Here is a 16,154-nt window from a genome sequence, read left to right as displayed (position 1 = left end):
CAAGAAGTAGGGAATAGGGAGATAGGATAATGTCTTTTAAATGGAAATCGAAGAAACAATAAAAGCTGCCATCATCTACAATAGTAAGATGGGCAGCTTTTACTTTTTCTTCAGCGGGTTGGTAATACGTAACATAACTATCGTTCCTACTTCCTTCATAACTTATTACTTCATTTACGGCTTAAATGAAATTCGGAAAAATGGTTGCCTAAAAAAGAATTCTCTAGTTTTTTTAGCACGACTCTGATAATTTGACTTTTCACAAATGTTGGCAAGAATTCGATATGCTATTTGTTATTAATGGGAGGAGTTACGTTCACACATACACAAGGGTATGATTACAGAAGGTAACTTCAATTATTGATACAAATATCACACGCTTGGGACATATGGTCAAAGCCTTCTAGGTCGTGACAACAAGCTAACTATTTGTTCACTTATCTCGTCATGTACATTCGCTATGCGGGTTGAAATAAAGAATTTCTAAGGGAAAAATGTTCACTTTTATTTGGTTTCTTAGATGATTGATTTTCACTATACGCCTATACGCACGTCATCTTTCAAAACAGTATTCAATTGCAAGCCCGCTGAAGTTGTTAAATCTGTCAAAACATAGTTGCTGTACACCACTGAAATAGTGAGCTACAGAACAAGGTTAAATGTTCTGTACATTCACCTTACAATATTCTGAAAAATTTGTCAATTAAAATCACTTTGCGATATTGTTTTTTTAAAAAGCCTCGAGGTTGCTTAATAATTGCCAACTATTCTAAGCAATACAGTATAATAATGTATGAAGGGACTGAACTAAGATTATGAACAATTTAATGGACAAAGTACGGGGAATTTACGAACAATTTGATGCTAGTCATGATTTTCAACATATTGAACGTGTTTATCAAAATGCGTTAGCGATATTAGAAACAGAGTCAGAAGCGGATGCAGAAGTTGTGAAAATCGTTGTGCTCTTGCATGATGTAAGTGATAAAAAGTATACCGATAGCAAAGAACAAGAAAATAAGCTGATTGCCGAGCTACCTTTAAGTGAAGAAAAGAAGCAACATATTCGGGATTGCATCGAACAAGTATCGTTTAATGGTGGCAACGAACTAGAAGCAACTTCTCTCGAAGCAAAAATAGCACGGGATGCAGATCGTTTAGATGCAATTGGAGCAATCGGTATTGCACGGACGTTTGCTTTTGGTGGGGCTAAAGGTCGAAAGCTTTATGACAAGGAAGAAAATGCGCGTATGGATATGACCGAGGACGAGTATCGTAGTAAAAATACATCCTCAGTTACCCATTTTTATGAAAAGCTCTTATTGCTGAAGGATTTAATGATTACAGAGAAGGGCAAACAAATGGCTGAAGAACGCCATCAATTTATGGTGCGGTTTTTAGAGCAATTACAAAATGAAATTGGTGAGTAATTATTCACGCTTCAAAAAATAATGTGGGCTTATAAATATTAATTAGTTATATGTCTCATAAAAAATCCGTTGTCTATACCAATTGACAACGGATTTTTGTTGGTTTTGTCCATCAATTTAAATCAAATGGTGAAATGAAGGCACAAGCGCGCGTTTTAAACTTAGAGTGATTTACTCCACTTTTTTATTATTTTTAAAGCATGTGTGAGGAAATTTAGGAAAATTGTTTGGATGGCAGTAATTTGATATAAGACTTGCTAAATTAAATGTTTTTTGACCAACTGCAACGAAATTATTTGCTTTTTCTAGAAGGTAGAAATTTATGAATCACTTAAAAAAAGATATGTTTGGTTTTATCGATAAGGAAATAAGGTAAATAGATATATTGGAATTATCGAGGATATATTCAAGGAAAGTTGTGCTGTAATTAATGCAATTGGTATGTCACTTAAAAACAAAGGGACAATTCGTTTCGCTCTATGTTATTTTACTTGTTAACGCAATCTATTATGCTGCTTCTCATTAGGCTTCGCCGCAGTATAAGATAATGCTATTTTTTTGTCTGAATTAGAAGGGAATCATTTCCTTTTATAGAATATTGAGATAGGTGGATGGTAGGTTTGTTTGTCTCTGTTTGAAAATACATCTTTGAAGACAGATTTATTATCATTAATGTCTGTTAATCAACACCTGTTTTTGTAGACTTTATACTAGATCTGCCTTGCAAAGGAAACCGTTACGATGATGTAGTAATCGAGAGTTTTTTTGGAATTATGGAATCTAAATTGCTTTTCTACAGATTTACGAGCTTAATCTATAATGGTTAGGAGGAAAATAATTTGAAAAAAATGGTTTCGTTATTAGTAATGGTCACAATTATTCTTTTTTCTACTCCAGATGTATTTGCCTCAAACCCGATTGAACCTTATGGAGTGAAGCCACCAGGTGAAAGCTTTACACCGGGAGAGTGGTTTTTAGGAGATACTCCACCTAATGTTGATCCGAATAAACCACCTATTGTTTTCGTTCAAGGGAAAAACGGTAACTCTACAAGTTGGTATGGTAATACAGAGTATCACGGTCTTAATGATATGTATACAAAAGCTTATGAAGCAGGATATCAAACTGTATTTGTTCAATTATACGATGCGGCAGGTAAAGGTTCTTATAGTCAATATGATAATGGAAAGTTATTAGCCTCAATGTTAAAAGAAATCAGTCAACATTTTCACGGAAAAAAATTAAATATAATTGCCCATAGCAAGGGTGGGCCTGATACCCAAGCAGCATTAGTTCTTAATAATGCTCATTCGTACGTTGGTAGGGTGCTTACTTTAGGTTCACCTCATTATGGATCAGAGTTAGCTGATCTTGCTTATAGCTGGTGGGCAGGTTGGCTAGCTACATTACTCGGTGAAAATGATGATGGAACATATTCACTTCAAGTTGGGGAGATGGAACACTTTCGCTCACTAATAGATAATCACCCCAACGTAAGTAGGAACAACTATTATACAATAGCCGGTACTAATTCAGGACCATTTCTATCTGCACTCTGGATGGGTGGTCTATATCTGTCCGATCTAAATGATGGATTAGTCAAAGAGGCAAGTACTAAATTAGCTTACGGAACACATTTATTTACCGATACCTCTCTTGACCATGACAGTATTCGAATGGGATCTGCGGTATTTTCTAGATTGGAACAGTATCTACAGTCTGCTTCTACTGATCGTATCATTGCAAACAAAGAATACTTTTCTCAATCTGATATGTTTCAAGAGTTGGATGTTTCTCATTATTTTTACGGAGGAAAGTTACAATCGTCATATGATGTGACACATTCTTTTTATGTGGATACTGCACTAGATAATGTTAAATTGTGGACAGGGTTAACTAGTGATGAGATAGAGTTGGTATCTCCTTCAGGAATAAAATATACCAACCAGACAATCCAATCATTGGATGAAGCCTCCTTCTTTAATGGCGTAGCACCTCATACATTTACTGGCGTTATTTCTGAGATCGGGGAATGGAAGATAAATCTAAGGACGCAAGCAGAGAATAATGCGTATTTATTGGCAGTTCAACACGGGGGGCCGTCTTTGATAAAGGTGAGTATTCCAACAGTATCATTAGAAACGAATAATATTATCACGATGCAAGCTAATCAACAATTACAAAAACTTACATTCGATTTACGAATACTAGATCCAACAGGTAAAGATATTGCTTCATCTCTACAAATTCAAAAGGTTGATCAACAAAACTTTATGGTGAATTTTCCAGGTGATAAAAAATCTGGTGTATATAATATAACCTTAAATATTTCCGGTGAAACGTTACAAGGCAATCCTTATAATAGAACCATTGTTCGTTCTAAGTATATAAAATAGACATATGCAATAATTAGAAAAAGACTTTGGAAATATATCTTTAGCAACGGTTGGATTTCGTTCAAATTGATAATCATACAATTAAAAAAGATAGTATAGAGTAATGAGTCACTATTTAAATAAAAGATTTGAAAAATACCATGTTGGCAATCAGCATGGTATTTTTACTGTTAGTAACAAGACTTTTATAAAATGAAATAGAATACAAAAGGATTTAATATACCAATCAAAAATATCATTACTTACGCATATCCAACTCATTCAAAACGCGCTCATTCGTATTTTTTCAGTGGAATTGCACATGCTAACTTCAATGAATATGTGTTTGTTTAAAATTTTCAAAACAAAAAAACATCATAAAAGATAGATAATTGTAATTGTTGATTATTTTTTCTTAAAAAATGAGTCAAAACTCTTTTCATCCAATGCACAAAGCATATATAATTACTTATGCTTTTTCGACAATGGGGATCTTGATTTTGTCTATAGTTTATTCGGGTATTAGATCGTGGGAGAAATCGCCTGTTAAAAAACATTGGGGTAACCGTCAAAGGAGCATCAACATCATGAAAGAAGCAAAAAGCGCAGTCAAATGGATTCCTTTCTTCATTTCCCTTGCTGTTGGCGTAGCAATCTGGTTTTGTCCAGTACCTTCAGGAGTAGATGAAAAAGCATGGCATCTATTTGCTATTTTTGTTGCGACAATTATAGGATTTATAACGAAACCGTTACCAATGGGAGCGATATCCTTTATTGCTATGGCTATGATTGCCATAACTAATACATTAACTATTGAAGAGACTTTAAGTGGTTTTGGCAATTCAACGATTTGGCTAATTGTTATTGCCTTCTTTATTTCTCGAGGATTTATTAAAACGGGACTAGGTGAACGAATTGCCTATGTATTTGTTCGTCTTTTTGGGAAAAAAACTTTGAGTCTGTCTTATTCTTTATTAGCGAGTGACCTAATATTAGCACCTGCTATTCCTAGTAATACAGCTCGTGCTGGTGGTGTAATATTCCCTATCATCCAGTCATTATCCCATACTTTCGGATCTAAACCGGAAGACGGGACAGAGCGTAAGATGGGGGCATTTTTATTAAAAGTAGGCTTTCAAGGAAATTTAATAACGTCTGCTATGTTTATGACAGCCATGGCAGCGAACCCTTTAATTGTAAAGCTGGCAAGCGATTCAGCAGGGGTAACAATTACTTGGTTTGGTTGGGCATTGGCTATGATTGTCCCTGGGTTAACAGCTTTAATCGTTGTTCCTTATGTTATTTATAAAATTTATCCGCCTGAAATCAAGGAAACACCAGAGGCAGCAGCTATTGCTAAAAAGAAGCTGGATGAATTTGGTCCGCTGAAAAGTTCTGAAAAACGAATGATCATAGTATTTGTTGCTGTGTTGTCGTTATGGATTGGTGGAGACTACTTAGGCATTAGTGCTACTACAGCAGCTCTTATAGGTCTTTCGTTGCTTTTATTGTTAGATGTATTAACATGGGCAGATATTAAGAAGGAAGAAGGCGCGTGGGATACACTAATCTGGTTTGCAACATTATTTATGATGGCATCTTTTATGAACAAACTAGGGTTAATTCCGTGGTTTAGTAATGAAGTGGGTGGACTTGTATCTGGGTATAGTTGGATATGGGCTGTAGTCATATTAGCATTAGTCTATTTCTATTCTCATTATTTCTTTGCGAGTTCCACTGCTCATATTAGTGCGATGTATGCAGCGTTTTTATCTGTTATGCTGCAAGCAGGAGCACCAGCAATGTTAGCGGCTATATTATTAGCAGCATTCAGTAATTTATTTGGCGCCACTACTCATTATGGTTCTGGTCCAGCACCGGTCTTTTTCGGTGCAGGCTATATTGATCAAAAAAAATGGTGGACAGTTGGTTTTGTAGTTTCTGTTGTAACAATTCTGATTTTTGTTATAGTAGGAGGTTTATGGTGGAAGCTTCTTAATTATTGGTGAAATAATTAGCTTCTGTATCCGGGTAGAAATATTTCTATCCGGATATTTTTTTGAGATTTTTAACCTTTCTTCATTTTGTATGTAATGGAGGAGGTTTATTTGATGGTTAAGAAGAGTTTGTTGTCCTTTGTTTACCTGTCATTTGGTGTTATGATAAAAATGGATATCAATAATAAACTACATATAAAAAGTAGTATGGACATTAAACAACACCTAAATGAAAGAGATGGAAAAGTGTAATGAGTCATTTAATTGTACAAAATTTAACGAAAACAGTGGGCGATAAAACGCTCTTTCAAAATATTGAATTTACCATTTATGAGGGGGAGAGAGCTGGGTTAATTGGTATCAATGGTACTGGTAAATCCACATTGCTTTCTATTTTAGCAAATGAAATCGAAGCGGATTCTATGGAAGTTGACCGCCCGAATAAATATCGTGTTTCGTATTTACCACAGGAGCCTACTTTTAATAGTGGCGAAACTGTGTTACAGGCAGTGTTTGCAGGGGATTCACCTATTTTAAAACTGAATCGAGAATATGAGGAAACGGTTGCTGAACTTGCATTAAATCCGACTTCAGAAAGTTTACAAAAAACGTTATTTAGCTTGCAACATCGTATGGATGAAGAGCAGGCATGGGATGTTAATGCTCTTGCTAAGACAGCACTTACGAAGCTTGGGATTGAAATGTTTGATAAAGAAGTGTTAACACTTTCAGGCGGTCAGCAAAAGCGCGTTGCTTTAGCAAAAGTTTTAATCGAGCCGGCAGATCTTTATTTATTAGACGAGCCTACCAACCATTTAGATGTGCAGTCAACAGAGTGGCTACAGGAAATGGTGTTACGATTAAAGGGAGCAGTTATATTTATTACTCATGATCGTTATTTCTTAGATGAGCTGTCTACGCATATTTACGAATTGGCTGATCAAACATTATACCGCCATACGGGGAATTATGGGGATTATTTAGAAGCTCGTGCTATTCGTGAGGAAATGAAAGCAGCCTCTGCACAAAAGGATCGCAACCGCTATCGCTCAGAATTAAAATGGATTCGTCGTGGTGCGAAAGCGCGTTCTACGAAGCAAAAAGCACGTATCCAGCGCTTTGAGCAGTTAGAGGATAACTTGGAGCGTAAATCTGAGGATGTCTCTCTTGAACTTGGTCTTGCAACAACACGACTCGGTCGGAAAGTTTTAGAGGCTGAAAATATTTCAAAGGCATTTGGCCAACAAAAAATCCTTGATCACTTTTCATTTTTACTACAGCAGGGCGATCGTATCGGTATTATCGGAGCGAATGGTGTAGGAAAATCAACATTATTGAACATGCTAGCAGGGGAGCTAAAACCTGATGCTGGTGAAATTCTTGTTGGTTCGACAGTGAAGTTAGCGCATTTCAAACAAACACTACCAAAGATGAATGAAAATGAGCGCATGATTGAATATATTCGTGAAGCTTCAAATGATATTACAGATGCAGAAGGTGTACGCTATTCGGCTGCTCAAATGCTGGAGCGTTTCTTATTCCCACTTCATGCACATGGTACACCTATCGGTAAATTATCAGGTGGAGAACGTAAACGACTGCATTTATTACGATTATTAATGGAGCAACCGAACGTACTGTTATTAGATGAGCCTACAAATGATTTAGATATTGAAACATTAGGTGTGCTAGAGGACTTCATTGAGCATTTCCCTGGAGTTGTTATAACGATATCCCACGATCGCTTTTTCTTAGATCGAATTGCGAAAAAGCTGTGGGTTTTAGATGGTCTAGGGCATGTTAATGAGACGCTTGATATTTATAGTGAATATTTACTAAAGCGTGAACAGGAAGCTGTTGTAAAGGTAGAGGCGCCGAAAGTTGAAAAACCTAAGACCGAAAAACCTAAATCAGACAAGAAAAAATTATCTTTTAAAGAGCAAAAAGAGTGGGAAACTATTGCTGATGAAATAGAAAAGACAGAGACAGCAATTATGGAGACAGAAGAAGGTGTTGCCAATGCTGGAGCTGATTTTACAAAGCTACAGGAATTAACGGCGAAACTAGATGAGCTGAATGCACATTATGAGCATCTGATTGAAAGATGGTCGTATTTAGATGAAATCGTAAACGGATAAGGAGCGATATACATGAAGATTATTACAATTGAACCAACACCAAGCCCTAATTCTATGAAGATTGTCGTTGATACAGAGTTACCTTTTGGCAAAAGCTATAATTTTACAAAAGATAATAAAGATGAAGCAACAGGTGAAGCGGCAGCGATTTTAGCAATTGAAGGTGTTAAAGGTGTTTATCATGTAGCAGATTTCTTCGCTGTTGAGCGTAACGCAAAGTATGCATGGGAAGGTATTTTAGCTAGTATCCGTCAAGTGTTAGGTGAAGATGTACAGGAAGTAAACAATGAACAAGTTGCCAATGAATTTTATGGTGAAGTGTACGTCCATGTGCAGTTTTATAAACAAGTACCGCTTCAAGTAAAGGTGTTTGATAATCAACGTGAGCATCGGGTAAGCTGTGGTGACCGCTTTGTGGAAGCTTTTAATAAAATTATTGAGACTGCAGTTGATGAAAATTATATTTTCCAACGTAAGTGGATTGACTATGGTGTACGTTATGGAGAGCTAGAGGAAATTGCGGAAGCCGTAAAACAAGAAATAGATGTAACTTATTCAGAGGAACGTTTAGCGGAGATTATTGCAACGATTAATGATTCTGAGAAAACTATTGAGAAGCAAGCTAAGCTGAAAATTTCTGTTGAACAGTTTAAACAACCAGAATGGGAAAAACGTTTCCAATTGCTTGACCAAATGGCAGATCCAGAGCTAGATGATTTACCACTTTTAGATTTAGCGTTACAAGATGAGCAAATGTCTATCCGTCGACTTGCAACCGTTTATTTAGGGATGATTGAAGATGTAGCGGTTGTACCTTTTTTGGAAAAGGCATTACAGGATAAAAGTGCAGCGGTACGTCGAACAGCAGGAGATTGTATGAGTGACCTCGGCTTAGTGGAATTTGAAGACGCGATGCAGCAAGCATTGCAAGATAAAAATAAACTAGTTCGTTGGCGTGCAGCTATGTACTTATATGAAGTTGGTACGGAGAAATCATTAACAGCATTAAAAACTGCTGAAGAGGATAAAGAGTTTGAAGTGAAGCTACAAGTAAAAATGGCGATTGCCCGCATCGAACAAGGTGAGGAAGCAAAAGGTTCTGTTTGGAAGCAAATGACAGAGTCTCGCCAGCAATAAAACGAAAAAACCAGCATCTATTTGAGCAATTCAAATAGACGCTGGTTTTTTTGTATTTCAATTCCATTTTTTCGCTAGGTTGTTTTTTTAGCTTGTTGCTTCCTAGAATGTATGAAGCAGTCGAAGAATTAGGAAAAGCAGATCAACTAGCCTTATTGAAGGCAATTACTTCCTAAGATTAAGGATTTTCGTTTTGATTTTCTTTCAGTCATGTTTTTTTCATAAGTTTCATACATTGAAATCTCACAAGTTATTTTTTAGTGGAACAGGAGAACAGGAACATAGGAGAGCAGGGGCATATTCTATATCGGTACCCTTGAAGTTTAAGCTATAAGAGCACAGTGCATAATAAATAATAACAAATGACAAATAAAAAAAGATTATAGTTTTAAAGGAGGGAAGATAAGTGCAGTTGAAATACGATTTCGTAGACTTGCCTTTAAATGAAATTAGAGTAGGTGCTACAGGAAGAACACTATTCGATTATTGTCTTAACCGCAGCCATATATTTGCCTTAGCAATGAATGAAGTCTTTGGATATGACATCATTGCAATTTGGTGCCCAATAATACAACACAACAGAGCTTTGCAAATGAAACTATTAAAAGTATATTTAGAAACATCTTATTTAGGCAAACCATATTTGTTCGATCCATCAGGCAATACCCAAACATCTGAATTACTTAAATATGAAGGGGTCATTACAGAGCTTATCACCCCCCAACAGTTTAGAAATCAAATGAAAGATTTGACTAAAATGTATTCCGAGGGAGATTTCGATGAGACTAATTTCGACAACTCATTGGCTCAAGAACTTGAAGAAATAAAACAATTCATACTAGAAAACCCGAGTCGATACGTCCCCATCTTTAGTTATATTGAGAATGCACTTACAGAAAGTGGTTGGAAGCAAGTAGAGAGAAGCTTATATCATCCGGATAAAGAAGAACCATTCCACCGAGCTGTTACCGGGTGTAGATTTTCGGCTACTCGTTCAGTTGGTCAATTCCAACATACAATCGTAATCGATGTATTAAAAGACGGGGGAGTTATATACCACATTGAGACCGATGATAATCACCGTATCTTCCAGACTGGTGTTTGCTCTATGGAACAATTCATCCTTGTTCTAAAGGAATGCGTCGATATTAAATACCCTATCAGATCACAAGTGATGATAGCGGCCTTAAAGATAACGGGCGAAGTAATCTATACTACTATTAATAACAACTACAAACCGCTTTATTTAGTTGATTTTCTCGGCGGTAAGCACTGGCTAGAAAATGATGATTTAATGGCCATATCCACTAACTAATCTCTAGTAGATGAGAGCAACTTAAATACACTGACACTTTAACGTTTAGTACAAAGGTTCATTAACAAGGAGCATCCTGTTAAAGCATGATTCTTCGCATATTCCTGTTATTCGTAAGAAATAGTGGGGATGGAAGGTGATCTTTTAGTTGGTAATACTTGTGGTAATGATTCGTTTGCCCAAGGTGAATTGGGCGGATCTTATGTGTAAAACCAATTAGGCTCGTTAAGCTAAATTTTTCGGGTTCACCAATGATTTTATCTATAGCTTCAATGAAAGTTAAGAAATTAGATAAGTTCAAATAGTATCTTATAGTTATACTTTGGGTCACTTCCGGCAGAGTGACCCTTTATTAATTTATCATCTCAAAATGCCCCTCCTTATTGAACATTTTCTTTTAAACGCGATATAAGTAATACGCTTCTCTTATTGATTAACTTACAACCTTTGTTGAATAGCAACAATCTTTTCGACAACAACCATTCGCTAAGTCCTCTAATCTTCCCCTTAAATCTTCAAATGTCGTAGCTCTAACATTTTTGTGTCCAGTCATACGTCTGCTCGTATCCATCTGTGGTTATGTAACCTCTAACATAGCTTACTTTATCAATGTCTTTAGAATTTGAAGCTATATAAAAATTCTTCAGCAGTATCACCGAAATATGAGATGACATTTTGATAAAGCCTATATTATGCAAACAAGTTGATTGGAGTGTAGGTTGAGCGACTCCTTGGGGATCAGCAATAGAGGAACAAAGGCTAAAAGCATCACCTCCTGTGATAACGCCTTCGTGACCAACATCCTGCTGTTGCTGTCGCTGCGCTTTCGCACAAACAAAATCCTGCTGCTGCCGCTACGTTAGCACTACGCTTTCGCGCAAAAAACATCTGCTGTTGCTGTCGCTGCACTTTCGCACAAACAAAACCAAAACCAAAACCCTCTGCTGCCGCTACGTTAGCACTACGCTTTCGCGCAAAAACATCTGTTGCCCCGACGCCCCCGGCTGGAACGGAAATCAACCCCACGTTATTGTAATGTCCCCTTAAGTCTCTTTTTATCGAAAAATAACATAATATATATTATTTTTGTGTTTTCTAGCTTTTCACTACTAAACATAAAGTTAAAAGCATTCAATATATTATTTACAAATTGTCTAATGTTTGTTGAGTGGGATAATGATAAAATGAAGTAAATTCAGAATATTCTATAAAATGTAGGGGGCTTATAAATGACAGTAACTAGTTTAAAGACAACTGAATCCTATATACGTGACCGCGAAGCAGTTATTGAACTTACACAAAAGCTAGTACGTATAGAAAGCGTTTACCGAGAAGATGACCCAAATGGCAATGAACAAGAAGTCGCGAACTATGTCGCTCAATATTTACGTAATATAGGGATTGAAACACATGTTGAGGAAGTTGTGCCAGGTCGACCGAATGTCATTGGTATTATTGATTCGGGTAAGCCAGGAAAAACACTTCTTTTTGAAGGACACACAGATGTCGTAACTGAAGGCAATCGTGAGGCGTGGACGTACGATCCGTTCGGTGCAGAAATTATTGATGGTCGAATGTATGGCCGAGGCACAAATGATACAAAAGGAAATCTTGCGTGTATGATTACAGCTTGTCAGTCGTTGTTACTGGATCAGGAGGAATTTACAGGCAAGATTATTTTATGTATTCCATGTGATGAAGAAGGGCTAATGCTTGGTATTAAACATTTTATAAAAAATGGCTGGGCAGATAATGTAGATGGAGCAATTATATGTGAGCCAGAGGAAAACAACGTTTGTATCGCGCAGCGTGGGGCAATACGCTTAAAAGTGGATGTTTTCGGTAAAATGGCGCACGGTGCGATTTCCTGGAGTGGCATTAATCCGAACTGGCGCATGGCACGTTTTATCGTAGAGCTTGAAAAATTGGAAAAAGAAGAGCAGGCACGTTTAGGACGTGATCCGATGCTTAATTGGCCATCTATTACACCAACGATTTTACGCGCGCCTGTAAAAGGAGATGCGCAAATTAATGTCATTCCTGATCACTGTATGACGACACTTGATATTCGTACAGTTCCTGCACAGGATCATGATGAGCTTCTCGGTAAAATTGAGGGAATTATAAAACGCCTGCAAGCAGATGATCCAGATTTTAAAGTGGAGTTAACAGTGCTTGATAATCGCCCTGCAACAGCAACAGCGAAGGAGGAGCTTGTTGTACAAGCCATTTATGAGGCAGTCGCTGAGGTAACGGAAAAAGAGCCGAAATATAACGGTGTTCCAGGAGCTACAGATGGAACATTCCTACATGTGCATGGGGTACCGATCGTTACCGTTGGAGCGGGTGATCGTGATATGCCCCACCAAATTGACGAATATGTCGATATCGAAGAATTAGCAGAAACTACAGCCATTTACCGTTTAGCAGCCTTAAAGTTTTTAGCAGGTGATGCACAATGACTCACACAAAAATCGCAGTTATTCCAGGAGATGGTATTGGGAAGGAAGTTATGGAGGAAGCATTAAAGGTACTAAATTCTCTTCAGGAACATGATTCTACATTACAAATAGATACAACTATTTTTCCTTGGAGCTCAGATTATTATCTCAATCACGGTCGAATGATGCCAAGTAACGCATTAGACAAATTAAAAGAATTTGATGCGATATTATTCGGGGCTATTGGAGATGCTCGTGTTCCTGATGACGTGACAGTATGGGAATTAATTATGCCGATACGAAAAAGCTTTCAGCAATATGTTAATTTTCGTCCGATTAAATCACTACCTGGCATAGCCTCGCCACTTGCTAATGGAAGGGATATTGATTTTGTGATCTTCCGTGAAAATGCAGAGGGGGAATATTCCGATAGTGGTGGGCGAATTTATCATCGTCAACCACAGGAAATGACGATTCAAAATACGATTATGACACGTATCGGTATTGAAAAAATTGTCCAAGCCGCCTGTGATTATGCCTATAAAAATGGCAAAACAAAGATTACGAGCGCGACAAAATCGAATGCTATTATTCATTCAATGAAGTTTTGGGATGAGCATGCTAGAAGAATTGTTGCACAAAGTTCACCAGCACTAGAGTTAGAATCTATCTATATCGACGCTTTAGTAGCTTATTTCGTGGAACGACCGCAAGATTTTCAGGTTGTTGTTGCCTCCAATTTATTCGGAGATATTTTATCAGATTTAGGATCAGCCATCGTTGGTGGTCTTGGGCTGTCACCGTCAGCTAATTTAAATCCAGAAAAGGAATTCCCCTCTATGTTTGAGCCTGTACATGGGTCAGCACCAAATATTGCAGGAAAGGGCATAGCAAACCCAATTGCACAAATTTGGTCACTTGCTTTGTTACTTGGGCATATCGGAAGACCTGATTTAGAGGTGCTAATAGTAAGTGCGATTGAGACGGTACTTCGAGAAGGGGCTGTGAAAACCGCAGATATTGGTGGACAGGCGACAACCGCACAAATGGGTGATGCGATTTGTCAGGAGATTATCAAAATGAATTTAGCGGCAAGGGGTGTATAGCATGGCAGTAGAGCAAAAGGTCATCATTGTAACAGGTGCTGGTGGTGGTATGGGAAAAGCCATTATTCAGGAACAACTTGCAAAGGGCAATATTGCTGTAGGGCTTGATTTATCAGTAGCTTCTTTAAACGATTTAGCGCACGATGCCTTGCAATGCTTTGAGGTCAATGTCTTGCAAGAGGAGCGTGTGAACGAAGTATTCAAGCGGATTTTTGATGAGTATGGACGGATTGATGGACTTGTCAACGCGCTTGGTATAGCGCAGGCAGCAAAACCGATTGAGCAAGTAACGATAGACGAGTGGAACCGGTTAATGGATGTCAATGTTAAAAGCTTATTTATTACAACAAAGGCAGTCGTTCCTTATATGAAGGAGCGGCTAAAGGGCTCAATTGTCACAATCGCTTCCATTTCTGCAGTACGACCACGCCCAGGTTTACAGTCTTATATTGCATCTAAAGGGGCGGCGGAGAGCTTTACACGTGGTTTGGCTATTGAGCTAGCTCCGTTCCAAATACGTGTGAATACGATTCACCCAGGGCCAGCCGATACGCAGATGCTTTCTCAATTTACGGCACAAGGAGCGGACGTCGAGCAAACTAAGCAGAGTGTCTTTGTTCAATCGGTCCCACTTGGGCGATTAGTGAATCCATCAGACATTGCCGGAGCAGTAAGTTATTTACTCTCTGATGCAGCGAATATGGTTACAGGAACGACATTGCATGTAGACGGTGGTCGTGGACTATAGGAGGGATACGCGTGAAGAAAATTCCGATGTTGATAAATGGTGAGTGGATACATGGTGATATGGAAGCATTATTGGATGTCATGAACCCCTCTACTGGTGAAGTCATTGCCCAAATTACGAATGCGAATAAAATCCATGTTGACGAGGCTGTACGCGCTGCGCGAGTAACGTTTGAGAGTGAAGAGTGGCGGCAAATAAAGGCTTATGAACGTGGGCAGCTACTCATTGAACTTGCACGCTATATACGTCTGCATGCAGAGGAATGGAGTTTGTTAGAATGTCGTGATGTTGGAAAGCCATTAACTCAAGCAAGAGCGGATATTGAAGCGGCAGCCCGCTATTTTGAGTTTTATGGAGGAGCTGCCGATAAAGTTATGGGGGATACGATCCCCATTGAAGACGGCATTTTAAATGCGGTAGTGTTAGAGCCTGTAGGAATTACCGTACATATCGTGCCTTGGAATTATCCTATTCAAATTACGGCAAGAAGTGTAGCAGCTGCAATTGCTACTGGCAATGCTGTAATTGTTAAAAGCGCGGAGGATACGCCATTAACTACACACGCTATAACGGAATGGTTTGCGAATAAAGTGCCAAAAGGTATTTTTCAGCATATTACAGGTTTAGGTCGTGATGTTGGACCGTATTTAACTTCCCATCCTGATATCAATCATATTACGTTTACAGGCTCTGTTCCGACGGGCATTGAGGTGATGAAGTCAGCCGCTGAAAATGTTGTACCAGTAACATTAGAGCTTGGTGGAAAATCCCCAAATATTGTTTTTGCGGATGCCAACATGGAGCAAGCGCTTGAAGGAGTTGTACGCGCCATTATTCAAAATGCCGGACAAACATGCTCGGCGGGGGCAAGACTCCTAATTGAAGAGCGTGCTAAAGAAAAATTCATGGCAAAATTAGTACAAAAATTCCAAGCATTAAAAGTTGGCCCTGGTGAAGCGGACGTTGATATGGGCCCGCTTCTAAATGAACGACAATATACGAAGATTTCAACACTGCTGCAAAAGGCGAAAGAGGATGGCTACGTAGTTACTGGTGGTGAAACTCTGACGATTAAAGGCTTTGAACAGGGTTATTATGTTGAGCCAACAATACTTGCTGGAGTAAAAGCTAATGATCCACTCGCGCAGGAGGAAATTTTCGGACCGGTGTTAACTGTATTTGCGTTTACGACGGTTGATGAAGCAATTACCTTAGCGAATAGTACAGATTACGGATTAGTTGCAGGCGTTTGGTCGAAGGATTTGGATACTGCACATTATGTTTCAAGTCGTGTAAAAGCTGGACAAGTGTTTGTTAATAACTATGGAGCAGCAGGCGGAATTCAAATGCCGTTTGGCGGCTATAAAAAGAGTGGCATTGGACGAGAAAAAGGTTTTGTCGCGTTGAGAAATTATACGCAAATGAAAAATATCGCAATACGCTATGCACCACCTAATCAAATGTAAT

Annotated in this window: 12 protein-coding genes; 11 read left to right on the top strand and 1 reads right to left on the bottom strand. The window is 38.2% G+C overall.

Going from position 1 to position 16,154, the window contains the following annotated elements; all coding sequences use genetic code 11:
* Positions 1–815: 815 nt before the first annotated feature.
* The 7 genes from ABNX05_RS05370 to ABNX05_RS05340 all read left to right on the top strand — a co-directional run bounded on the left by ABNX05_RS05370 (position 816) and on the right by ABNX05_RS05340 (position 10,392).
* Positions 816–1,430: an HD domain-containing protein gene (locus ABNX05_RS05370; protein WP_349658783.1), complete on the top strand. Its 615-nt coding sequence runs from the start codon at positions 816–818 to the stop codon at positions 1,428–1,430.
* A gap of 848 nt (positions 1,431–2,278) precedes the next feature.
* The gene (locus ABNX05_RS05365; protein ID WP_349658863.1) at positions 2,279–3,826 is read left to right on the top strand and encodes an esterase/lipase family protein; all 1,548 of its coding nucleotides are present in this window, start codon (positions 2,279–2,281) and stop codon (positions 3,824–3,826) included.
* A 566-nt stretch (positions 3,827–4,392) separates the two neighbouring features.
* Entirely contained in the window at positions 4,393–5,814 is a 1,422-nt protein-coding gene (locus tag ABNX05_RS05360; RefSeq protein ID WP_432760122.1) for an anion permease, read from the top strand.
* Positions 5,815–5,916: 102 nt separating this feature from the next.
* A complete protein-coding gene (locus tag ABNX05_RS05355; protein ID WP_349658782.1) occupies positions 5,917–6,054 on the top strand; it encodes a hypothetical protein in 138 nt (45 codons plus the stop codon).
* Complete coding sequence (locus tag ABNX05_RS05350) at positions 6,054–7,940, top strand: ABC-F family ATP-binding cassette domain-containing protein (protein ID WP_349658781.1); 1,887 nt, start codon at positions 6,054–6,056, stop codon at positions 7,938–7,940. The genes ABNX05_RS05355 and ABNX05_RS05350 overlap by 1 nt, the downstream gene beginning before the upstream one ends.
* 12 nt (positions 7,941–7,952) lie before the next feature.
* Positions 7,953–9,077: a conserved virulence factor C family protein gene (locus ABNX05_RS05345; protein ID WP_349658780.1), complete on the top strand. Its 1,125-nt coding sequence runs from the start codon at positions 7,953–7,955 to the stop codon at positions 9,075–9,077.
* Between the two features lie 406 nt (positions 9,078–9,483).
* Positions 9,484–10,392, top strand: coding sequence for a hypothetical protein (locus ABNX05_RS05340; protein ID WP_349658779.1), 909 nt, complete (start codon positions 9,484–9,486; stop codon positions 10,390–10,392).
* A gap of 768 nt (positions 10,393–11,160) precedes the next feature.
* Here the strand turns inward: ABNX05_RS05340 and ABNX05_RS05335 are convergent.
* On the bottom strand, positions 11,161–11,418 hold the full coding sequence (locus ABNX05_RS05335) for a hypothetical protein (protein ID WP_349658778.1): 258 nt from the start codon (positions 11,416–11,418) through the stop codon (positions 11,161–11,163).
* A 203-nt stretch (positions 11,419–11,621) separates the two neighbouring features.
* Between ABNX05_RS05335 and ABNX05_RS05330 the strand changes: the two genes are divergently transcribed.
* From ABNX05_RS05330 to ABNX05_RS05315, 4 genes are read left to right on the top strand one after another with little or no spacing between them, the layout of a single operon-like run.
* Positions 11,622–12,854 carry a M20 family metallopeptidase gene (locus ABNX05_RS05330; RefSeq protein WP_349658777.1) on the top strand — a complete coding sequence of 411 codons (1,233 nt, stop codon included), beginning with the start codon at positions 11,622–11,624 and terminating at the stop codon, positions 12,852–12,854.
* Positions 12,851–13,939: a tartrate dehydrogenase gene (locus ABNX05_RS05325; protein WP_349658776.1), complete on the top strand. Its 1,089-nt coding sequence runs from the start codon at positions 12,851–12,853 to the stop codon at positions 13,937–13,939. Before ABNX05_RS05330 ends, ABNX05_RS05325 begins: the two co-directional genes overlap by 4 nt.
* Before the next feature lies 1 nt (position 13,940).
* Entirely contained in the window at positions 13,941–14,687 is a 747-nt protein-coding gene (locus tag ABNX05_RS05320) for an SDR family NAD(P)-dependent oxidoreductase (RefSeq protein ID WP_349658775.1), read from the top strand.
* Between the two features lie 11 nt (positions 14,688–14,698).
* The gene (locus ABNX05_RS05315; protein ID WP_349658774.1) at positions 14,699–16,153 is read left to right on the top strand and encodes an aldehyde dehydrogenase family protein; all 1,455 of its coding nucleotides are present in this window, start codon (positions 14,699–14,701) and stop codon (positions 16,151–16,153) included.
* Position 16,154: the final 1 nt, after the last annotated feature.

The sequence above is a fragment of the Lysinibacillus zambalensis genome (assembly GCF_040183165.1).
Classification (GTDB): domain Bacteria; phylum Bacillota; class Bacilli; order Bacillales_A; family Planococcaceae; genus Lysinibacillus; species Lysinibacillus zambalensis.
The sequence above is the reverse complement of the archived record's forward strand: the minus strand, read 5'-3'. Positions and strand labels throughout refer to the sequence as shown.